This is a genomic window from Amycolatopsis sp. EV170708-02-1, from assembly GCF_022479115.1.
GTDB lineage: Bacteria > Actinomycetota > Actinomycetes > Mycobacteriales > Pseudonocardiaceae > Amycolatopsis.
Map to the genome: position 1 here is coordinate 2,322,108 of NZ_CP092497.1, position 20,719 is coordinate 2,342,826.

Consider the following 20,719-nt stretch of genomic DNA (forward strand, 5'->3'; position numbering starts at 1 on the left):
CGGGTGCCGGAGGCGTTGAGCCGGTTGAACCGGGCGAAGCTCTACGAGCAGGTCGTCGAGCGGATCAAGGCGCACGTCGAGGAGTCCGGCCTGCACGCGGGAGACAAGCTCCCCAGCGAACGCGACCTCGCCGAGCGGCTCGGGGTCAGCCGCGCGTCGATCAAGCAGGCGATCGTCGTGCTCGAAGTGCAGGGGCTTCTGGAGTCCCGGCACGGCGGAGGCACCTACCTGCGCAACGATCACCTCGACGTCGAGCCGGTCGACGAACTCGTCGCCCGCCGCAGCCGGCTTCCGGAAGTGCTCGAAGCCCGTGAAGCGCTGGAGACCAAGCTGGCGGAGCTGGCCGCGCTGCGGCGATCCGACGCGGATCTCGCGGCCATCGACGCGGCACTGGAGTTCATGAAGTCCGAGATCGAAGACGGCAGGCACGGCGCCGAAGGCGACCGCCGGTTCCACGAAGCGATCACGGCGGCCGCGAACAACGCCCTCCTCGCCGAGTTCATGCGCTCGATCGACACGCAGATCGCGGAAAGCCGGAACGAGTCGCTTCGGCAACCCGGCAGGCCGTGGCGTTCGCTGAGCCAGCACCGCAGGATCGCCGAGGCCATCCGAGCCGGCACCCCGAAGGCGGCCGCGAAAGCGATGCGAGAGCACGTGCAGACCGTCAGCAAGGTCCGGCTGCTGACCTGGGACCCGCAGGCCGACTAACGCGCGAGCAGGCCTTTCGCGGCGATCTCCGTGGCCACGGTGAGCAGGCGGCGAAGCTGCTTTTTGTCGCGGCGCAAGGCATCCGGCCGCCAGCCTAGGCTGATGACGCCGTTCCAGGCCGCCCACAGCACCGTGGCGGCCTCGTCGGCGTCGACGTCTCGCAGGTCGCCCGCCGCCATCCCCTCGCGCAGGGCGCGCACGAGCCGCGAGTTCTGCTCGGCGACCGACCGGGCGAGCCGTTCGGCGAGTTCGTGGCCCGCCGCGTAGCCGCCGGGCTCGCGGGGGAACGCCAGCATCCGGAAGTAGTCGGGGTTGGCCAGATAGAACGCCAGGTACTCGTCGGCCGCGGCGTAGATCTGCTCGATCGGCGTGCGGCCCGGGACATAGGCGCGGTCCATGTACTCGCGGTCGGCCTGGAGCGCGCGTTCCACCACCGCCGCATGCAGGCCCGCCTTCGAACCGAAGTGGTTGTAGAGCGAGCCGACCGCGACGTTCGCCCGTTCGGCGATCTGCTCGACGGTGACGTCGTCGACGGGGCGTTCTCGAAAGACCTCGTCCGCCGCGCGCAGGAGCGCGGCGATGGTCCGTTCCTTGCGCGGGTCCACGCGGTGAGCCTAGCGGTTCTTGTAACCGTTGCAAGAACCACGCTACAGTTCTTGCAACGGTTACAAGAAAGGGCGGCGGCCATGACGGACTGGGCGGGTACCGGCTGGCGCGATCCCCGGCTGGGCGCCGTGAAGGAGGCCGAACTCCCCTCGGGGACCGTGCGGTACCACGAGGCCGGGACGGGGCCAGTGCTCGTCTTCGTCCACGGCTACCTGGTGAACGCGAATCTCTGGCGAGCGCTCGTCCCGCTGCTCTCCCCCGCTTTCCGCTGTGTCACCCCGGACTGGCCGCTGGGCGGCCATCTGGTCCCGATGCGGCGGGACGCCGACCTGAGCCCGCCGGGGATGGCCGCCGTGATCGCGCAGTTCCTCGAAGCGCTCGACCTGACCGACGTCACGCTGATCGGCAACGATTCCGGCGGCGCCTACAGCCAGATCGCCGCCGCGGCGTACCCCGGCCGGATCGCGCGCCTGGTCCTCAACAGCTGCGAAACCCCGGAGTGCTCCTGGCCGCCAGGGCCCGGCGGATTCGGGCTCCTCAAAGCGACCGCCGCCCATCCGGCGACATATCGGCCGCTCTACCAGGTGCTGCGGATCCGCCGCACCTGGCGCTGGCGCAACACTTACGGCTGGCTGGCCAAGTACCCGATCGACGCCAGGGCCATGGAGAGCTTCATCGGCCCGGTGCTGACCGATCCGGCGATCCGCCACGACGGCCGCAAGGCCATCGGCAGCGTGTCCGCGCGGTACAGCCGCGAGGCGGCGGCCCGCCTCACCGGCTCCTTCGCCAAGCCGATCCTGCTGGCGTGGGCGGCCGACGATCGCGTGTTCCCGCTCGCCCACGCCCGCCGGTTCGCCGAGCGGCTGGGCGCGCCGTTGAAGACCATTCCCGACAGCTACGCGTACACGGCCGAAGACCAACCGGCGAAAACCGCCGCCGTGATCACCGAATGGGCGCGGCAGCTTCTTTGAGAGACCGGACGGCACCCGTGATCAGACGGACGCCACACGTGACTGCATGGACGACACGCGTGACTGCTCGGACGGCACCGGCCCGCGGCCGGTCCGCCGCAAGTCGTCCACCTGATCACACGTGTCGTCCGCCTGGACACGCGTGTCGTCCGTCTGGACACGCGTGCCGTCCCCGCAGTCACGCGAAACCGCCCGGCTGCGGGGACGCCACTCACGTCACGGCGTCAAGACCTTGCCCAACCGCCGCAATCCTTCGGCGATCGTCTCCGGCCCGTGCGCGGCGAACGAGAGCCGCAACGCCGACCGGTCCGGCTCCCCCACCTGGAACGCCGAGCCCGGCACGAAAGCGACGTCGTGACGCAACGCCTCGGGCAGCAGCCGGTCCGTGTCCGCGCCACCGGGAAGGGTGACCCAGACGAACATGCCGCCGTCCGGGTCGGTCCATGTCGTTCCCGGCGGGGTGATCGCGGGCAGCTCGGCCATCATCGCGTCACGGCGCACGCGGTAGGCCGCGCACAGCCGCCGCACATGCGCGTCGAGATCCGCAGTGGCCAGGTACTCGGCCGCGGCCGCCTGATCGACGGTCGAGGTGTGCAGATCGGTCGCCTGCTTGAGGATCGTGACCCGCCGCAGGAGCTCACCCGGCGCCCGGAACCAGCCCAGCCGCATCCCCGGGGAGATCACCTTCGAGAAGGAGCCGAGGTAGATCGTGCGCCCGGCGAGTTCCGGACGGGCCGACAGCGGTTCCTCGCGTTCGCCGCGATACCGGAGCTCGTGGTACGGGTCGTCCTCGACGAGCCAGAACCCGTGGCGGGCGATCACTTCCGCGAGCGCGCGACGTCGTTCCGGACCGACCGTGCGCCCGGACGGATTCGAGAACGTCGGGACCAGATACAGCAGCGAAGGCCGTTCCCTGGCCGCGATCTCGTCCAGCGCGACCGGGTCGATCCCTTCCCCGTCACCGGGAACGGGCACTATCCGCGCTTCGGCGAGCTGGAAGCACTGCAGTGCCGAGAGGTACACCGGTTCTTCCACCAGCACGGTGGCGCCCGGGTCGAGCAACGCGGTGCTCAGCAGTTGCAGGCCCTGCTGCGATCCCGTGGTGATCAGGAGATCGTCCACAGTGGTCGGAAGCCCGCGGCCGGACAGCCGCCGCGCGAGCAGCTCACGCAGCCGCGGATTCCCTTCGGTGGGCGAATACTGCAAGGCGCGCCGGGCGGGGCCGTCCGCGAGCGCCCGGTCGAAGGCGGCGCGGAGGCCGTCCACATCGAACAGTTCCGGCGCGGGCATGCCGCCGGCGAACGAGATCACGCCCGGACGGGCGGTGAGCGCGAGCAGGTCGCGCACGGGAGAACTGGTGACGCCGTCCATCCGACGGGCGAGAGGAAGAGACATGGAAGCTCCTCGGGAGAAACGTGCGGCTCCGGTGCAGCAGCCGGGGATCTTCCCGTGCGAGCAAGCAACTGTCGCCACGATAGCAGTTTCCGCCTGCCCTAGGCTGTCGTCCGTGCCACTCGTGGAAATCACCTACGCGCCCCACCTTCCCGAAGCCACACTGCGCGAACTCGGCTCGGTCCTGCCGCATCTCGTGTCCCTCGCGGTCGAATGCCCGGAGGAGCCTTACGACGGCGACCTCCAGCCGGGCGACGTGGAACTGCGCTTCCGCACGCCGGGACCGTTCGACCGCTTCGGGCTCGACCTCCTGGTCGAGGTCCGGTCGAAATGGTTCCCCAGCCGCGCGGACAACCGCCAGGAGCGGGTGGACCTGCTGCGCACGAGCATCGAGTCCGCGACCGGGATCGACGACGTCGGCGTGTATCTCTCGCTGCCCGTCGCGGCTTGGTCGCAGTCGGACTAGCGCTCCCCGAACACGTGCCGCCGGACGAACGGGCCGCGGAACTTGCCGTCCGGGTCCAGTTCGGTGGCCAGCGCCCGGAAATCCGCCAGCTTCGGGTAGTCCGCCGCCCGGTGGAAGAGCTTCCCCCAATGCGGCCGGACCTCGAACGGCGCCAGCCGGTCCTCCATGACGGGCAACAGCGCGCGGACCGCGTCCTCGTCCGGCAGCCAGGTGAAGTGCAGTGCCACCCGGTCGCCGCCGTGGAACGGGCTGAGCCACAGCTCGTCTCCCGCGACCGTGCGGATCTCCGAGGTGAGCAGGAGCGGTGCCAACCGGTCCCCGATGGCGCGCATCGCCTCCATCGCCGCGACCGCGTGCCGGACGGGCACGAAGTACTCGGTCTGCAGCTCGTTCCCGATACTGGGCGTGAAATCCAGGCGGAAATGCGGGATCCGCTCGTGCCACGGCCCCGGCACCCCGAGCTGCCGCGTGCAGTTGTCCGCCGGGATACCCGCCGCGTGGGCCGGATGCCGCGGCCCGTCCGCCGCCTTCGCGCCGAAGAAGTCCGCCTCCGGCAGCCCCGGTCCCTTCACCCAGACCTGGTCGACCTCGTCGCGGGCCCAGTTCGTGAACAGGCTGACGCTGTAACCCGCGTCCTGGATCTCGTCGAAGCGTTCGTACACCGACTCCCAGGGCAGGCCGTCGAAGACGTCCTGTCGGAGGTCGAAGGACGGCACCAGGTCGAGGGTCAGCCGCGTCACCACCCCCAGCGCGCCGAGCCCGACCACGACCCCTTCGTGCCCGGAGTACGTCTTCACCTCACCGTCGGCGGTGACGAGCTCCAGACCGGACACCGCCGACGCCAGGCTCTGGTTACGCCGCCCGGAACCGTGGGTCGCCGTCGCCACCGTGCCCGCCACGGTGCAATGAGGCAGTGAAGCGAGGTTGGCCAGCGCGAAACCGGCCGCGTGCACCTGCACGGCGATGTCGCCGTAGCGGGCCGCCGCGGGCACCGTGACCGTCGCCGACTCCGGGTCGAGGACGACCTCCGTGCCGAGCGCGGACAAGTCGAGCAGGACACCACCCGGACAGTCCGCGATGTCGTTGAAACAGTGCCTGCTGCCGAGAGCCTTGACCGCGTCCGCCCGGGCGACCGCTTCCTGGACCTCGTCGAGGCCGCGCGGGCGGAGGATCCGTTCCGCTTCGTAGGTCCGATTACCCGCCCAGTTCGTCTCGCGCACCGGGCCCAGCCTAGATTGCGGACGTCGGCTCCACACCGAGGAGGTTCGCGCTGACCGGCATTCCCGGCGAGACGATGTCCATCGCGCTCCTGCTGATCGTCCTGGCCTTCGCGGTGATCCGGCCACGCGGTCTCCCGGAGGCGGTCGCCGCCGTCCCCGCCGCCGCGATCGTGCTGGCGGCCGGGGCGATCTCGTTCCCCGACGCCCTCGACGAGGTCACCAGGCTCGCCCCGGTCGTCGGTTTCCTCGCCGCGGTACTGGTCCTGGCCAAACTGTGCGACGACGAAGGGCTGTTCCAGGCGGCGGGAACGCTCATGGCGCGGTTCAGCCGGGGAAGGCCGCGGCGCCTGCTGCCCGCGGTGTTCGCGGTCGCGGCGGCGGTCACGGTGGTGCTCAGCCTGGACGCCACCGTCGTCCTGCTGACCCCCGTCGTGTTCGCCACCGCCGCGCGGATGGGCGCGCGGGCCAAACCGCACGCCTACGCCTGCACGCATCTGGCGAACTCGGCCTCGTTGCTGCTGCCGGTGTCCAATCTGACCAATCTGCTCGCCGTCGCCGCGACCGGGATCTCGTTCCTGCGGTTCACCGCGCTGATGACCTTGCCCTGGCTCGCGGCGGTCCTCACCGAATACGTGGTGTTCCGCCGGTTCTTCGCCGCCGACCTGGCGGCCCGGCCGCGGGGCGGGAAGGTGGTCCCCGCCGGGAAGGTGCCGGCGTTCGTCCTGGTCGTGCTCGGCCTGACGCTGGCAGGCTTCGTGCTCACGTCGCTGCTGGACGTCAGTCCCGCGTGGGCCGCGTTCGCCGGCGCCGCCGTCCTGGCCTGCCGCGCCCTCGTGCGGCGGCGGACCTCCCCCGCCGCGATCGTCCGCTCGGCGAGCCTCCCCTTCGTCGCTTTCGTGCTCGCGCTGGCGATCGTGGTCCGCGCCGTGGTCGACAATGGACTCGACGAGGCGCTCGGCCATCTCGTGCCGACGTCGACCTCCTTCGCCGCCCTGCTCGGCGCCGCCGCGGTCGCGGCCGTACTCGCCAACCTGATCAACAACCTGCCCGCGGTGCTCGTGCTGCTGCCGCTGGCCACCCCGGGCGGGACACCGGTGGTGCTGGCCGTGCTGATCGGGGTCAACCTCGGCCCGAATCTCACCTACGTCGGCTCGCTGGCCACGTTGTTGTGGCGGCGGATCCTGCACCGGCACGACGCCCGGCCCGATCTGGGCGAATTCACCCGGCTCGGGTTGCTCACCGTTCCGGCGTCCATCGTGCTCGCCGTCGCCGGCCTGTGGCTCGGGCTCGCCCTGACTTCCACTCAGTGAGAACATGGACGAATGCCCGGCAATCTGTCCACGCCCGGCGCCGGTGTCGTCTCGCGGGCGTTCGCGCTGCTCGGCGCCTTCGACGTCGACCATCGTGAGCTGTCGCTGACCGAACTCGCGAGCCGGGCCGGCCTGCCGCTGCCCACCGCGCACCGGCTCGCCCGCGAGCTCGTGGGCCTGGGCGCGCTGGAGCGACGCGATGATCGCTATGCCGTCGGCAGGCGGCTGTGGGACCTCGGACTGCTCGCCCCCGTCCAGTTCGGACTGCGGCAGATCGCCGCTCCGTTCCTCCAGGATCTCTACGGCGCGACCGGCGCCACCGTGCACCTCGGCGAGCGGGACGGCGACCAGGTGCTCTACCTCGACCGGCTGTCCGGGAACGCGTCCGTACCGGTCGTCAGCCGGATCGGCGGACGGCTGCCGCTGCACGCCACCGGCGTCGGGAAGGTCCTGCTGGCCTGGGCGCCGGAGGACGTCCAGCGTCAGGTGCTCACCTCGCTGACCCGCGTCACGCCCTACACCGTCACCCAGCCCGGGCGCCTGCGGGAACAGCTGCGGCGTGTCCGCCGGGAGGGCTACGCGCAGACCGTCGAGGAGATGAGCCGGGGCGCGTGTTCGGTGGCCGTCCCGGTCCGCCCGTCCGGTGGCGAGGTCGTCGCGGCACTCGGCCTGGTCGTCCCGGATCTGAGCCGCGGCAAGGCGCGGCTGGTCTCCGCGCTCCAGGTCGCGGCCGCCGGGATCGGCCGGAGCCTGCGGGTTTCACTGAGTGGAAGCGAACGCTAGGACTTCGGCCGCCACGCGACCAGACTCCGGTCATGCGTACCCCAGTCGCCATCGTCGGTGCCGGCCCGGCCGGACTCCTCCTGTCGCATCTGCTCGATCTGGCGGGGGTCGAATCGGTGCTCGTGGAGACCCGCTCGCGCGAGTACGTCGAGGCGAGGATCCGGGCCGGCATCCTCGAACAGTCCACAGTGGACCTACTCCGCGAGACCGGCCTCGGCGACCGGCTCGACCGGGAGGGCGACGAGCACCGCGGGATCTACCTGCAGTGGCCGGAGGAACGGCACCATCTCGACTTCGTGGACCTCGTCGGGCGGAGCGTCACCGTGTACGGCCAGACCGAGGTGACGAAGGATCTCGGCAAGGCGCGTGCGGCCGCTGGGCAACAGATCCACTACGAAGTCACCGACACCGCCGTGCACGACATCGAGACCGATCGGCCGTACGTCACCTTCACCGACGCGGACGGCGCACAGCAGCGGCTGGACGCCGACGTCGTCGTCGGCTGTGACGGCTCCTTCGGGCCTTGCCGCACCGCGATCCCCGACGCCGCGAAGCAGACTTGGGAGCGCACCTATCCCTACTCGTGGCTCGGCGTCCTCGCCGACGTCGCCCCGTCGACCGACGAACTCATCTACGCGTGGCATCCCGACGGTTTCGCCATGCACTCGATGCGGTCGGCCACCGTCAGCCGGCTGTACCTGCAGGTGCCCAACGGCACCGACATCGGCACCTGGTCCGACGAACGGATCTGGGAGGTGCTCGCGACCCGGCTCGGCCACGGTCAGCACGGCTGGACCCTCACGCCGGGACCGATCACCGACAAGAGCGTGCTGCCCATGCGCAGTTTCGTGCAGCAGCCCATGCGGCACGGCCGTCTCTTCCTCGCCGGCGACGCCGCCCACATCGTGCCGCCCACCGGCGCCAAAGGCCTCAACCTCGCCGTCGCCGACGTCGCCCTCCTCGCCCCCGCGCTGGCCGCTTTGGTGCGGGACAAGGACTTCAGGCTCGCCGACGCCTATTCCGACACCGCGTTGCGCCGGGTCTGGCGGTGTACGCATTTCTCGTGGTGGATGACGACGATGCTGCACCGCTCGGACGACCCGTTCGACCGGCAGCTGCAGCTTTCGCAGCTGCAGTGGCTGGCACGGAGCGAAGCGGGCCGGGCCGGGCTCGCGGAGAACTACGCGGGGCTGCCCATCGGGTTCTGAGCCGAACCCCACGACACGAAGCGTTGTCACCGCATAGGATCGTCCCGACGTGGCCGGACGTCCCGATCTCCGGCGGAGAGCTGGAAGGCAGACATGTCACCCTTTGCGTTCGCGAGCATCGAGACCATCCCACTGGTACTACAGCTCGCGGTGGGCCTGCTCGGGCTGATCGTCTCGGTCAAAGGACGCGCTCGTGGGGTCTCCGGCCTGATGGTGGCCGCTTTCGCGATCATGCTCGCCACGACGGTGCTGGCCATCGTGTGGCAGTTCGTGGCGTTGAACGTGCCGGACTGGAGCGAATCCGGCGGCCTGAGCATCGACGGCATCCGTACGATCTACCTCGCGGTCGCCCTCGTGTTCGACATCGCCTCGCTGCTCTCCTGGCTGCTGGTCGCGATCGCGGTCGTCAAGAGCGGCCGCTTTTCCCGGCCGCAGCAAGGCTTCGCGCCGCCGGCCAGCTACCCGATGGGCGGCCAGCCGGGCTACCCGGCCGCGCAGCCGGGCTACGCCCCGCCCGCTCCTCCGCAGCAGGCGCAGCAGCCCACCCCTCCGGCACAGCAGCCGCCGAGCTAGCGGGCTCCGCTGCCTCAAGACTCGTGAGTGGCAAGGACGGTTAGAACCGTCCTTGCCACTCACGAGGTGACGTGAAGCCGCAGCAGGTCTTCGACTCCCTCAAGGAAGGTTTCACAGATCGGCCCCGGGTCGGTCAGGCAGCCGGTGGCCATCGCGCCGTCCCGCAGCAGGACGAAGCGCCGGGCGGCGACCTCGGCCCGCGCGCTTCCCGAGCGGTCCAGTACGGCGGTGATCACCCCGGCGAACCAGTGGCGGTGCGCGAGGACGGCTTTGTGCACCGGATGGGCCGGGTCCGGATACTCCGACGCGGCGTTGAGGAAGGCGCAACCGCGGAAGCCGGGTGACCGGATGCCCTCGGTGATGTTCGCGGCGATCGCCCGCAGCGTGTCGGCGGCCGCCGCCCCCGGGCGACGATGGCCTCGATCTCCCCGCGGATCGCCTGGTCGGCTTCCTGCAGGTAGTAGACGATCAGATCGTCCTTGCCCGGGAAATGCCGGTAGAGGGTCGCGCGGGTCACCTTGGCCTCGGCCACGATCCGATCGATGCCCACGGAGTGGATGCCCTCCGTGTAGAAGAGCCTGGTCGCCGTGGTGAGCAGCCTTGCGCGCGCTTCGGAAACTTGACCTTGAGACATTACGACCAGCTTACGGGATAGAACGTTCGGTCTTGACCGCACCGCACCCTCCTGTCAAGGTCGCGGTAGACCGAACGTTCTCCTCACCTCATCAAGGAGCTCCTGTGAGCAGCCAAACCGCCACCCTCCGGCGCTTGTACTTCGTCCGTTTCGGCTTCGCCCTCGTGTGGGCGGGCCTGCTGTTCACGAGTGCGTCGAAGCTCGGGCCGGTCAGTGTCGCGCTGCTCGTGCTGTACCCGCTGTTCGACGTCGCCGCCGCCGTCATCGACCTTCGCTCGTCAGAGAAAGCACCGGGCCTGTACGTCAATATCGCGATCAGCGCGCTCGCCGGTATCGGCCTCGTGTTCGCCGCCGCGTCCGGCATCCCGGCGGTGCTGCGTGTCTGGGGCGTCTGGGCGATCGTGTCGGGCCTCGTCCAGCTCGCCGTCGGCCTCGGCCGCCGCAAGCTGGGCGGTCAGTGGGCGATGATCGCCAGCGGGGCCATCTCGACCCTCGCCGGCACCGCCTTCGTCCTGCAAGCCGCGCAGCCGGATGCTTCTTTGCTCAACCTGGCCGGATACGCCGTGCTCGGCGGGGTGTTCTTCCTCGTCTCAGCGATCCGCCTGGGTCGCTGACGCCAGGCTGAGGCGCCGCTCCCGGTGCGCGGTCATGTACACCGGCGTGTTGACGACCCCGTAGCCGCGATAGCCGCCGATCCGTTGCACCACCTCGAAAAAGACCCGGGAGCCGACCAGCTCGGTGCAGAAGTGCAGGAATTCGCCGTGTTCGTCGCGGTCGTACAGCACCGAGTTCTCCCGCAGCCGCGCGGCGAAGGGCAGATCGAACCGCGCTTCGAGGTCGTCGTAGTAGTTCCCGGGGATCTCCAGCACCGGCGCACCGGCCTCCCGCAGGGCGCGTGCGACGGCGATCGCGTCGTCGCACGCGAACGCGATGTGCTGCGGCGAAGGCACCGCCGGTGCCCACTCCCCTCGTCTCACCAGTGCGCTGTCCAGCGTCAACCGGACCTCACGATCGCCGACCGCCCGGCTGCGCACGAGCCCGAACGGCGCCGCGAACTCGGACACCGGCTCGGGCCGCAGGCCCAGCACCGAACGGTAGAACAGCGTCGCCTCGTCGAACTGGTCGAAAGGCTGGGTCAAGGCGATGTGGTCGATGCCGGTGATCCCCGCCCCGGACGGCGCCGTCCCGGTCGGGACGAAGTCCTGAAGCCATCCGTCGTTGCCGCAGAAGAAGATCTCGGTGCCGTCCGGCGCGGCGACGGCGGAGAGGTCCGCCTCGCCGGGGCCGTGCTCGCGGGGCAGCACGGGCGCGAGCAGGGTCTCCGCGCGCCGCGCCGACCCGGCCGGGTCCGCGCTGGTCAGGCCGAGGGCGCCGATCGTGCCGTCCGCGGCGGCCTCGTTCACCAGCAAACGCGCCGATCCCTGTTGCCACAGCTGGACCGGCTTCGTGCGATGGGTTCCGACGTGCGCGAAACCGAGGTCCGCGAGCACGGCCCCCGGAACGGCGAGTTCCGCGAAGGCGGGCCCGTCCAGCCGAGGAGCCTCGGGAACCTCAAGGGCACCGACGGATTCGCGGAGGGCCACCAGCGATCGCATGGCGTCGACGGCGGCGGGCCGCGGATCCGCCTGCCGGAAGACGTCGTTGAAGACCTCCAGCGAAAGCGGGCCTCGATAGCCGGCCGCGAGCACGTGCCCGGTGAACGTGGTCAGGTCGAACGCGCCTTGCCCGGGGAAGAGCCGGTGGTGCCTGCTCCAGTGCAGCACATCCATGTCCAGCAAGGGCGCGTCGGCCAGTTGCAGGAAGAAGATCTTCTCCCCCGGGATCGTCCGGATCGCGCGGGGATCGCTGCGCCGGGACAGGATGTGGAAGCTGTCGAGACAGACGCCCAAGGCCGAGTGATCGGCCCGCCGCACGATGCGCCACGCGTGCTCGTAGGTGTTCACGAACCGGCCCCACGCGAGCGCTTCGTAGGCGACGCGGATTCCGCGCGACGCGGCCAGCGAGGCCAGCTCATGCAGCTGCGCGGCGGCGAGATCGTCGTCGTCGACGGCGTCCGGCGAGACCGATGAACAGACCAGGACGGTGTCCGCCCCGAGTTCGGCCATGAGGTCGAATTTCCGGCGCGCCCGGCGGAGATTCGCCCGGAGCACGTCCGGCGGCACCGCCTCGAAATCGCGGAACGGCTGGTAGAGGTCGATCGTCAGCCCGAGATCGGCGCAGAGCCGCCGGATCTCCGACGGCGACCTCCTCGACGCGATCAGATCGTTCTCGAAGATCTCGACACCGGGGAAACCCGCCGCGGCGGCCGCGGCGAGTTTGTCCTCCAGCGTGCCGGAAAGGCAGACGGTCGCGATGGCGGTGTCACCAGACATGGGCGGGTTTTCCTTCCAGCGCTTCGAAATGCCGGAGCATCCGGTCGGCGTCCGGCTCCGCGCCGGTGAACAGGCGGAACGAGTCCGCCGCCTGGAAGACCACCATCCCGCCGCCGTGCAGCGTCCGGCATCCCCGTTCGCGCGCCTGCTTGAGCAGCGTGGTCTCCAGCGGCCGGTACACGATGTCGGCCACCCACATCCCCGGGTGCAGCGATCCGGCGGGAACCGGCGACCCCGGGTACGCGGCCATCCCGGTCGGCGTGGCGTGGACGAGGCCGTCGGCGCCCCGGACGTCGTCCAGCGAACCGGAAAGGGCCCTGCCCTCGCCGAAACGCCGTCGCAGCGCGGAGACCAGGGTTCCGGCGCGTGCGGCGTCGACGTCGTGGACGATCAACCGTCCGGTGCCCAGGGAAAGCAGGGCGTGGGCCACGGCCGCGCCCGCCCCGCCCGCGCCGAGGAGGACGACGGTGTCCATGTCGGCGTCCGGCAGCCCTCGGGTGAGGTTGCGGGCGAAACCGGTCGCGTCCGTGTTGTGCCCGGTCGCGAGCCCTTCGCGGAGCACCACCGTGTTCACCGCGCCGAGCGCCGCGGCGTCGGGTGCGACCTCGTCGAGATACGGCAACACCTGTTGCTTCACCGGATGCGTGATGTTGAGACCGTCGAAGCCCGCGGTCCGCGCGGCGGCCAGCACGTCGCCGATCGGCTGCCTCAGCACGTCGAGGTCGAGACGCCGGTAGAGATAGCGCAGCCCGAGTTCGTCGGCTTCCCGTTCGTGCAGCGCCGGGCTCAGCGACGGCCCGATACCGGTGCCGACCAAGCCGATGAGGTAGCTGCTCACCAAGATCCTCCGTTAATGTACGAACTAGTGAGTTCACTGTAGCGCGGACCGGTCGGCACGAGAAGGGCTGCGCTACAGTGAGGCCTTCCACCAGCGGTTCGGAGGGAGTCAGGTGGCCGCACTGTCGTCCGAGGTCGAGCGCCAGCGCGACAAGGAACGCACCCGTGCCGAAATCCTCGCGGTGGCCACCAGGGAGTTCGCCGACAAGGGCTACGCCGGCGCGAGGGTGGACGAGATCGCCGCTCGCACGAGCACCACGAAGCGGATGATCTATTACTACTTCGGCGGCAAGGAGCAGCTCTACGTCGCCGCGCTCGAACGGGCGTACGCGACCATCCGCGGGCTCGAACAGGATCTGGACGTCGACCACCTCGAACCCGAGGACGCGATCCGCCAGCTCGCCGAGCTCACCTTCGACCACCACGAGGCGAACCCGGATTTCATCCGCCTCGTGAGCATCGAGAACATCCACCACGGCGAGCACATCGCACGCTCGGAAGCCTTGTCCGGCATGGCGAACCCGGCCCTCGACGTGCTCTCCCGCATCCTCGACCGCGGCCGTGAGGCCGGCCGGTTCCGCGAGGACGTCGACGCCCTCGACGTGCACATGGTGATCAGCTCGTTCTGCGTGTTCCGCCTCGCGAACCGGCACACCTTCTCCGCGATCTTCGGCCGGGACATGCTCGATCCGGCGCGCCGCGCCCACTATCGCCTGATGCTGGGCGACCTGGTGATCGAGTACCTGACCGCCTGAATTCCCGGCTCTTGACAACCGGGGCACGGTCTCGCACGCTGTATTAACTAACTAGATCGTACATTGATGGTTCGTCCCCTTGGAGCGTCGACGTGGCCTCTCCCTCCCCTGTCACGCAAGGCATGCCCCGCAAGGCCGCATCGGCCGCCTGGATCGGCAGCGCCTTGGAGTACTACGACTTCTTCATCTACGGAACCGCCGCCGCGCTGGTGTTCAACAAGGTCTTCTTCCCCGCCTCCTCCCCGCCACCGGCACCCTGCTCGCGCTGGCGACCTTCGGCGTCGGCTATCTCGCCCGCCCGGTCGGCGCCTTCGTGCTCGGGCACGTCGGCGACCGCCTGGGCCGCAAGAAGGTCCTCGTGTTCACGCTGGTGCTGATGGGTGTCACGACGTTCCTGGTCGGCTGCCTGCCGACGTATGCCTCGATCGGCGTGCTCGCGCCGGTCCTGCTGGTGGTCCTCCGTCTGCTGCAAGGACTTTCGGCCGCCGGCGAGCAGGCGGGCGCCAACTCGATGTCACTGGAACACGCGCCGCCCCACCGGCGCGGCTACTACACGAGCTTCACCCTCAGCGGCACCCAGGCCGGGCAGATCCTCGCCACCGCCGTCTTCCTGCCGATCGCCACGCTCCCCCAGGACCAGTTGCTCACCTGGGGCTGGCGGATCCCGTTCTGGTGCAGCGCCGTCGTGGTGGTCGTCGGTTTCGTGATCCGGCGCAAGATCGACGAAACCCCGGTGTTCGAACAGAACCGGTCCGACGTCGCCAAACTGCCGGTCGCCGTGCTGTTCCGGTCGCACTGGAAGGACGTGCTCCGCGTCGTCGTCGCGGCCACCATCGCCTCGGTCAGCACGATCTTCACCGTGTACGCGCTGAGCTACGCGGTCAACACGATCGGGCTCGAGCGCGGGCCGATCCTGTGGGTCGGCGTGCTGGCCAACGTCGTCGCGCTGCTCGCGATCCCTCTGCTGGCAGGGCTTTCCGATCGGATCGGCCGCAAACCCGTGTTCATCGCGGGCTGTCTCGCCTGCGCGGTGCTGATCTTCCCGTACCTGTGGTCCATTTCGGACGGTTCGTATCCGCTGATCTTCGCGGTCGGCATCCTGCTGTTCGGCGTCGCCTACAGCGCCGTCAACGGGGTGTGGCCGTCGTTCTACGGTGAGATGTTCAGCGCCAAGGTCCGGCTTTCGGGGATGGCGATCGGCACCCAGATCGGCTTCGCCATCGCCGGATTCGCCCCGAGCGTGGTGGCCGCGATCGGCTCCGGGAAGGACGACTGGCTCGGCGTCGCCGTCTTCACCGCCGCCGTCTGCCTCCTCAGCGCCGCGGCCGCGCTCACCGCGCGCGAGACGCACGGCGTGCCGACCGAGGACCTCGGCGTGGTGCGCGTTCGGCGGATGAAGGAGCCCGCTTCCGCGACGCGTGGCGGATGACTCCCCGCGGCCGGGGCGGCCATCATCGGTGGCGGATCCTCCCGCCGAGTCAGGAGTGCGACCGATGACCTACGCGTACGACCCGGAAATCGCCCCGGCCGTCCCGCTGTTGCCCAAGCTGGATCTCGCCGATCTGCCCGCCACCCGGGAACGGCTGAAGGCGGTGCTCGCCGAACTCCACGGCGTGGTGGACGAAACGGGTGTCACCATCCGTGAGGAACGGGTGCCCGGCCCCGAAGGCGCCCCGGACGTCCGGGTGCGGATCTACACGCCGGACCGGATCGCCGCCCCCGCCGCGATCTTCGACGTCCACGGCGGCGGGTTCGTCATCGGCGATCTCGAGATCGACCACGCGGCGAACGTGCGTTTCGCCAGGGAGATCGGCGTCGTCGTGGTGTCGGTCGACTACCGGCTCGCACCGGAAGCACCGTATCCGGCGGCGCTCGAAGACTGCTACGCGGCGCTCACCTGGCTCGCGAAGAACGCGGCCGAACTCGGCGTCGACCCCGGCCGGGTGGCGATCCACGGCATCAGCGCGGGCGGCGGGCTGTGCGCGGCGCTCGCCCTGCTCGCCCGCGACCGGGGCGGGCCGGCGATCGCGTTCCAGTACCTCGGGGTGCCGGAGGTGGACGACCGGCTGGAGACGCCGAGTATGCGGGCGTTCGTCGACACTCCACAGTGGAACAAGCCGAGGGCCGAGATCAGCTGGGATTGCTATCTGGGCAAGGGGGTTCGCGGCGGCGCGGACGTCCCCGTCCACGCGGCGCCCGCGCGGGCGGTGGACCTGAGCGGCCTGCCGCCCGCCTACGTTTCCGTGATGGAGTTCGACCCGTTGCGAGACGAAGGGATCGCTTACGCGCAGGCCCTCCTCGCCTCCGGGGTCACCACCGAGCTGCATCTGTTCCCGGGGACGTTCCACGGCTCGTCGTCGGTGGAGCACGCCGCGGTGAGCAAACGCGAGGTCGCCGAAGCGATCGCCGTGCTCGCGCGGGCGCTGGAGGTCTAGGCCCGCGCCAGGCGGCGGGCGAGCAAGGCGAGACGCGCACGGAAGCGATCGCCCGGCTCGTCCAGCCGCCAGCCCAGCGCGTCCTCGACGTGCGCCAGCCGTGCCGCCACCGAACTGTGGTGCCGGTGCAGCGCGATCGCGGCCTGCCGTAGCGATCCCGTGCGGCAGAACGCTTCCAGTGCCGCGACGTCGGCGGCCCCGGTCGGCGTCGCGGCGAGGGCGTCCAGTGCCCGCACGTCCTCCTGTCCCCGTAGCCGGGCCACCGGCACCTCGGCGAGCAGGGTGAGCGACCCCAGGTCGCCGTGCACCACGATCGGCTCGACGGCGGGAACGGCGAACCGCTCCGCCAGCCTGGCCTGCAGCCACGAATCACGCGCCGCGAGTCCCGGGACGGCGTCACCGACACCGACCCGCACCCCGTCGGCGGCATCGCGTTCCTTCGCCCGATCGGCGAGGGCGGAGCGCAGCGCGTTCACGATCGCGTCGTCGTCGCGAGGTTGCAGCAGTACAGCGGCCACCTCGCCCACTGTCGCCACATGCAGCCGGGGCAGCGAACCACCCCGTGCGAGCAGCCCGACCGCGGCCGCTCCGGGATCGCGGCCGTCCTCGGCAGCGACGGCCAAGACGCGGACCGGCCGTCCGGCGGTCAGGCCGAGCAGCCGGAGCGCCCTGGCCCGGTCCTCCTCCCCCGCCTGCTCGCCCAGCAGCAGCTCGACGAGCGCGGGATCCGCCAGATGTGGCGCGTTTCCCTCGGGTTCGGCGCGGCCGAGGACGCGCGCCGCCATCGCGAACCGCTCCAGTACGAGATCGTCGAGCGGCCCCGGCGCCCCGGCACGCTCCAGCCAGACCTTCCCCGGTGGCTCACCGAGGTCGGCCGAAGCGGGCTCTGTCACCGCTTCGGCGGCGGGCTCGCCGTCCGGCGCGAACCGCAGTGGCGCCGGGACGCCGTCCCGGCGCAGCCCGGCCACGCAGCCCGCGAGCGCCGCGGTGGCCCGCACCAGATCGGAGAGACGGGCCTGCCGGGCCACGAGCTCGTCGAAATAGGCGATGACCCGGACGGCGGCTTCCGCGTCGGCGTCCACCTCGGACAGCCGCAAGAGCAGACCCTTCATCGCTCCAGGTTATTCGAGGGGCAGGGCAAAGGTGGCTTCCTAGCCGGGCGCTTCGGTGCCCCGATGCGCCCAATGTGGCATTGGGGACGCTCACCGTCTCCCATGTCGCATTGGGCGCACTCAACTCGCCGAGACGCTAAGGGGCCCATCGCCGCATCAGACGCAGCGAAAGCCCCCTTCAGCCCAGCTGACGAGCACGCCACCCTTGCCTCACCTCTGGTTGTCGAGAAGAGGGTTAGAACGACCATGGCCACTCACGACCCCCGCGCAAAGCATCCAAATCGGACAGGCAGAGGGATCTTGATGTCCTTTATGGATGATCGGCTTACGCCTGCTTGGGCGGTCGACGGGAACAGCCTGCGGCAGGGTTCGCACCACCGGTCACCTTTGCCTCGCCCTGGTCAGAACCCCGGCCAGCCGCGACGGAGAAAGGCGAACGCGGCGTCCAGCGCGGCGGCGGGATCCGCCTCGACCCCGGCCAGATCCGGGACCTCCAGGACATAACGCGCCAGCAGCCGCACGGAGAAATCGTCCTGCCCCGACGCTTCGGCGATGACCTTCGCGAGCGCGTCCTCACACCCCGTCCACAGCGCCCTGGCGTAGGCGCGCAGCGCCGGGGTGGCCACCACCAGATCCGCGACCCGGCGTGCCGTCGGATCGCGATCCGGGTCGAACGGACCGCGAGTCGCGAGGAAATCCCGCAGCGCCTCCAAGATCGAGGTGCCCTCGGCCCTGTCACGCACCGCGGCGGCCAATGCCGCTTCGCGCTCCTGGCCGTGGCCGAGGACCAGCGCCTCCTTGCCACCCGGGAAGTGCGCGAACAGCGTGGACACCGCCGTGTCCGCGGCGTCGGCGATCTCCGCGACGGTGACGTTGTCGAAACCCCGTTCCAGGAACAGTTCTCGCGCCGCCTCCGACAGGGCCTGCCGTGTCGCCGCCTTCTTGCGTTCACGCCTGCCCGGCTCGGTCGCTCCCATGCGCCCACACTACATCGAAGTCACTCCGAATTCGAAACGAGTGTATCTTCGGAGTGACTTCGACTTCGAGGAGCGCGCCGTGAGCCACTGGGACGTCCACCACCTGCCGCGTGCCGACGGCAAGACCTTCCTGGTCACCGGCGGCAACGCGGGGATCGGCTATTTCGTCGCCGAGCAGCTCGCCGGAACCGGTGCCACCGTGCTCCTCGGCAGCCGGGACACCACCAAGGCGGAGGCGGCGATCGCTTCGATCCGGTCCTTGGTGCCGGACGCGAAACTCGGGCACCTGCGGCTCGATCTTTCCGACCTCTCGTCCTCAGTGGACACTCAGGGGATCGAGCGGCTCGACGCCGTCGTCTGCAACGCGGGCGTACTCCTGGAAGGCCGGCCAAGGCAGGAGACCGCCGATGGCCTCGAACTGACCTTCGCCACCAACCATCTCGGGCATTTCGTGCTGGTGCACCGGCTGATGCCGTTGCTCGAAGCGGCGGAAGCCGGTCGCGTCGTCACCACGGGCAGCTTCGTGGGCAAGTCCGCGGAACTTGACCTGGACGACCTCCAGAGCAAGCGGGACTACCAGCCCAAGCGCACTTATGCGCGCTCGAAGCTGGCGCAGATGCTGTTCGCCTTCGAGCTCGACAGGCGGCTGCGCGCGGCCGGGAGCCAGGTACTGAGCGTCGTCGACCATCCCGGCGGTGCGCTCGATTCGCTGACCCCGCCGAGGCCGGTGCGCACCGAGGCCGCCGGACGGAAGTTCCCGGCCGGGCTTCTGTTGCAGGGCAAGGACGCCGGCGCTTGGCCCGCGGTACGCGCGGTGCTCGATCCTTCGGTGCGCGGCGGCGAGATGTTCGGCCCCCGCGTGTTCGGCCTGCGCGGTGAGCCGAGGCGGGAGCCGGTTCGAGGGAAGCTCGCCGACACCGCGCTCGCCGCCCGATTGTGGGCGGCGAGCGCGGAACTCACACGGTGACGTCGGTCGAGTCCGGTGTGGACTTGCCACGGGATCGCAAGCCCAGCAACAGATCGATCACCAGGAACGCCAGCAGGCTGATGCCGAGCAGCGGCACGAACCAGCCGATCGCGGCGGCCAGGACGAGGAGCCCGACCAGCAGCCAGGGCGGCGCCTTGCGCCACTGACCGCGCGGGATGGGCCGCCCGAAGGTGAGCCCGGTGGCGCGGGTCGGCCTGCGCTGCCACCACATCCGGTAGCCGAGCACGACCAGCGTGACCAGGCCGGCGCCGAGCAGGAGCAGCACGATCTGGTTGGGCCAGCCGAACAGCACGCCCATATGCGCGTCGATCCCCCAGCGGGCGAGCTTCGCCATCAGCGGGTAGTCGGCGAACCGCACCTCGCCCAGGATCTGCCCGGTGGTCCCGTCGACGGCGACGGCGTCGACCTGCGTCGGCCAGCCGCGCTCGATTTCCGCCACCTGCCAAGGCGCCCCGGGCTTCGTGGGCAGCCCGATCTCCACCGAGGCGGCGTCGATCCCGGCGGCGCGGGCGGAGGCCAGCATCGCGTCCACGCTCTCGGGTTTCGCGGGCGCCGGTGCGGCGGGGGCTTCGCCGTGGCCGGCGTGTCCGGCGTGTTCGTCAGCACCGGTCACCTTCAACGCCGGAGTGGCCCAGCCGAGGGATTCGCGCAGCGCGGAGACGTTCTCGCCCGCGTACGCCGACCACGTGAGCCCTGTCGCGGACAGGAACAACGCGCCGAGCAGTACCCACAGGCCGACGGATCCGTGACGGCGCATCGACTTCCCGCGTGCGGACTCGGCCTTCTCGGCCCGGCGGGCACGACGGCGGCTCACCCACAGCACCAACCCGCCGAGCGCGACCACCCACAGCCAGGAGGCGGCGAGTTCGCTGTAGAGCCGCCCCGGCTCGCCGAGCAGCAGGTTGCGGTGCAACTGGTCGAGCGTGGTCCGGAACGGCAAGGCGCCACTCGTGCCGTACGCGACGAGGTCGCCGCGCACCTGCGCGGTGGCCGGATCGACGAACACCGCCCGCCGTTCGGACTCGCCGAGTCCTTCCTCGGCGAACAGCACCCGGGTCGTGTCTCCCGGCTCGGGGCGGGCCGGACGGCGACCAGATCGCCGCCGGGGTGGGCCGCTTGAGCCGCCTTGACCTGGTCGGCGAGCGAGGCCTGGTTCAGCCCGACCGGAGCGCGGAGCTGGTCGGAGTAGATCCAGGACTCCATCTGCGGTGTCGCCGCGTAGAGAACGCCGCTCAACGCGGCGATGAGGATGAACGGTCCGACGAGAACGCCGGCGTAGAAGTGGAGACGGAGGAACAGTCCGCGCCAGCCGGTCGCGCGCGGCGGGCTCGTGGTCGGTTCGATTCGCGTTGCCATGGGGGAACTCCTGAGG

Annotated in this window: 18 protein-coding genes and 3 pseudogenes; 12 read left to right on the plus strand and 9 right to left on the minus strand. The window is 70.4% G+C overall.

Annotation, left to right across the window (positions count from 1 at the left end):
• The first annotated feature begins 3 nt into the window (after positions 1 to 3).
• Entirely contained in the window at positions 4 to 708 is a 705-nt protein-coding gene (locus MJQ72_RS10665) for a FadR/GntR family transcriptional regulator (protein WP_240599014.1), read from the plus strand.
• On the opposite strand, the gene MJQ72_RS10670 is transcribed toward MJQ72_RS10665, so the two are convergent.
• The gene (locus MJQ72_RS10670) at positions 705 to 1,313 is read right to left on the minus strand and encodes a TetR/AcrR family transcriptional regulator (RefSeq protein ID WP_240599015.1); all 609 of its coding nucleotides are present in this window, start codon (positions 1,311 to 1,313) and stop codon (positions 705 to 707) included. The genes MJQ72_RS10665 and MJQ72_RS10670 overlap by 4 nt on opposite strands.
• An 81-nt stretch (positions 1,314 to 1,394) precedes the next feature.
• Between MJQ72_RS10670 and MJQ72_RS10675 the strand changes: the two genes are divergently transcribed.
• Positions 1,395 to 2,285, plus strand: coding sequence for an alpha/beta fold hydrolase (locus MJQ72_RS10675; protein ID WP_240599016.1), 891 nt, complete (start codon positions 1,395 to 1,397; stop codon positions 2,283 to 2,285).
• 216 nt (positions 2,286 to 2,501) lie between these two features.
• Here the strand turns inward: MJQ72_RS10675 and MJQ72_RS10680 are convergent, their stop codons facing one another.
• The gene (locus tag MJQ72_RS10680) at positions 2,502 to 3,680 is read right to left on the minus strand and encodes a PLP-dependent aminotransferase family protein (protein WP_240599017.1); all 1,179 of its coding nucleotides are present in this window, start codon (positions 3,678 to 3,680) and stop codon (positions 2,502 to 2,504) included.
• Between the two features lie 112 nt (positions 3,681 to 3,792).
• On the opposite strand from MJQ72_RS10680, the gene MJQ72_RS10685 reads away from it, so the two are divergent.
• Entirely contained in the window at positions 3,793 to 4,143 is a 351-nt protein-coding gene (locus MJQ72_RS10685; RefSeq protein ID WP_240599018.1) for a hypothetical protein, read from the plus strand.
• Here the strand turns inward: MJQ72_RS10685 and MJQ72_RS10690 are convergent.
• The gene (locus tag MJQ72_RS10690) at positions 4,140 to 5,363 is read right to left on the minus strand and encodes an FAD-binding protein (RefSeq protein ID WP_240599019.1); all 1,224 of its coding nucleotides are present in this window, start codon (positions 5,361 to 5,363) and stop codon (positions 4,140 to 4,142) included. The two genes, MJQ72_RS10685 and MJQ72_RS10690, sit on opposite strands and share 4 nt — an antisense overlap.
• A gap of 74 nt (positions 5,364 to 5,437) precedes the next feature.
• Here MJQ72_RS10690 and MJQ72_RS10695 point away from each other — a divergent pair, with 74 nt between their 5' ends.
• The 4 genes from MJQ72_RS10695 to MJQ72_RS10710 all read left to right on the plus strand — a co-directional run bounded on the left by MJQ72_RS10695 (position 5,438) and on the right by MJQ72_RS10710 (position 9,237).
• Positions 5,438 to 6,673, plus strand: coding sequence for an ArsB/NhaD family transporter (locus MJQ72_RS10695; protein WP_240599020.1), 1,236 nt, complete (start codon positions 5,438 to 5,440; stop codon positions 6,671 to 6,673).
• A gap of 12 nt (positions 6,674 to 6,685) precedes the next feature.
• Complete coding sequence (locus MJQ72_RS10700; protein ID WP_240599021.1) at positions 6,686 to 7,456, plus strand: IclR family transcriptional regulator; 771 nt, start codon at positions 6,686 to 6,688, stop codon at positions 7,454 to 7,456.
• Between the two features lie 32 nt (positions 7,457 to 7,488).
• Positions 7,489 to 8,664 (plus strand): 4-hydroxybenzoate 3-monooxygenase, encoded by a 1,176-nt coding sequence (locus MJQ72_RS10705; protein WP_240599022.1) that lies wholly within the window; start codon positions 7,489 to 7,491, stop codon positions 8,662 to 8,664.
• Positions 8,665 to 8,757: 93 nt separating this feature from the next.
• Complete coding sequence (locus MJQ72_RS10710) at positions 8,758 to 9,237, plus strand: hypothetical protein (RefSeq protein WP_240599023.1); 480 nt, start codon at positions 8,758 to 8,760, stop codon at positions 9,235 to 9,237.
• A gap of 59 nt (positions 9,238 to 9,296) precedes the next feature.
• On the opposite strand, the pseudogene MJQ72_RS10715 reads toward MJQ72_RS10710, so the two are convergent.
• Positions 9,297 to 9,871, minus strand: a pseudogene (locus tag MJQ72_RS10715) (TetR/AcrR family transcriptional regulator).
• Between the two features lie 104 nt (positions 9,872 to 9,975).
• Between MJQ72_RS10715 and MJQ72_RS10720 the strand changes: the two are divergent.
• The gene (locus tag MJQ72_RS10720; RefSeq protein ID WP_240599024.1) at positions 9,976 to 10,485 is read left to right on the plus strand and encodes a hypothetical protein; all 510 of its coding nucleotides are present in this window, start codon (positions 9,976 to 9,978) and stop codon (positions 10,483 to 10,485) included.
• On the opposite strand, the gene MJQ72_RS10725 is transcribed toward MJQ72_RS10720, so the two are convergent.
• Positions 10,462 to 12,243: a bifunctional sugar phosphate isomerase/epimerase/4-hydroxyphenylpyruvate dioxygenase family protein gene (locus tag MJQ72_RS10725; protein ID WP_240599025.1), complete on the minus strand. Its 1,782-nt coding sequence runs from the start codon at positions 12,241 to 12,243 to the stop codon at positions 10,462 to 10,464. The genes MJQ72_RS10720 and MJQ72_RS10725 overlap by 24 nt on opposite strands.
• Positions 12,233 to 13,081 carry a shikimate dehydrogenase gene (locus MJQ72_RS10730; protein WP_240599026.1) on the minus strand — a complete coding sequence of 283 codons (849 nt, stop codon included), beginning with the start codon at positions 13,079 to 13,081 and terminating at the stop codon, positions 12,233 to 12,235. The genes MJQ72_RS10725 and MJQ72_RS10730 overlap by 11 nt, the downstream gene beginning before the upstream one ends.
• Positions 13,082 to 13,193: 112 nt before the next feature.
• On the opposite strand from MJQ72_RS10730, the gene MJQ72_RS10735 reads away from it, so the two are divergent.
• From MJQ72_RS10735 to MJQ72_RS10745, 3 genes and pseudogenes are all read left to right on the plus strand, one after another.
• The gene (locus MJQ72_RS10735; RefSeq protein ID WP_240599027.1) at positions 13,194 to 13,835 is read left to right on the plus strand and encodes a TetR/AcrR family transcriptional regulator; all 642 of its coding nucleotides are present in this window, start codon (positions 13,194 to 13,196) and stop codon (positions 13,833 to 13,835) included.
• 122 nt (positions 13,836 to 13,957) lie between these two features.
• Positions 13,958 to 15,264, plus strand: a pseudogene (locus tag MJQ72_RS10740) (MFS transporter).
• A 64-nt stretch (positions 15,265 to 15,328) separates the two neighbouring features.
• Positions 15,329 to 16,270, plus strand: coding sequence for an alpha/beta hydrolase (locus MJQ72_RS10745; protein WP_240599028.1), 942 nt, complete (start codon positions 15,329 to 15,331; stop codon positions 16,268 to 16,270).
• On the opposite strand, the gene MJQ72_RS10750 is transcribed toward MJQ72_RS10745, so the two are convergent.
• Together MJQ72_RS10750 and MJQ72_RS10755 are read right to left on the minus strand one after the other, a co-directional pair.
• Positions 16,267 to 17,382 carry a CdaR family transcriptional regulator gene (locus MJQ72_RS10750; RefSeq protein WP_240599029.1) on the minus strand — a complete coding sequence of 372 codons (1,116 nt, stop codon included), beginning with the start codon at positions 17,380 to 17,382 and terminating at the stop codon, positions 16,267 to 16,269. The genes MJQ72_RS10745 and MJQ72_RS10750 overlap by 4 nt on opposite strands.
• 401 nt (positions 17,383 to 17,783) lie before the next feature.
• Positions 17,784 to 18,359, minus strand: coding sequence for a TetR/AcrR family transcriptional regulator (locus MJQ72_RS10755; protein WP_240599030.1), 576 nt, complete (start codon positions 18,357 to 18,359; stop codon positions 17,784 to 17,786).
• A 79-nt stretch (positions 18,360 to 18,438) separates the two neighbouring features.
• Here MJQ72_RS10755 and MJQ72_RS10760 point away from each other — a divergent pair, with 79 nt between their 5' ends.
• Positions 18,439 to 19,326, plus strand: coding sequence for an SDR family NAD(P)-dependent oxidoreductase (locus MJQ72_RS10760; RefSeq protein ID WP_240599031.1), 888 nt, complete (start codon positions 18,439 to 18,441; stop codon positions 19,324 to 19,326).
• Here MJQ72_RS10760 and MJQ72_RS10765 read toward each other — a convergent pair.
• Positions 19,316 to 20,583, minus strand: a pseudogene (locus tag MJQ72_RS10765) (PepSY-associated TM helix domain-containing protein). The gene MJQ72_RS10760 and the pseudogene MJQ72_RS10765 sit on opposite strands and share 11 nt — an antisense overlap.
• Positions 20,584 to 20,719: the final 136 nt, after the last annotated feature.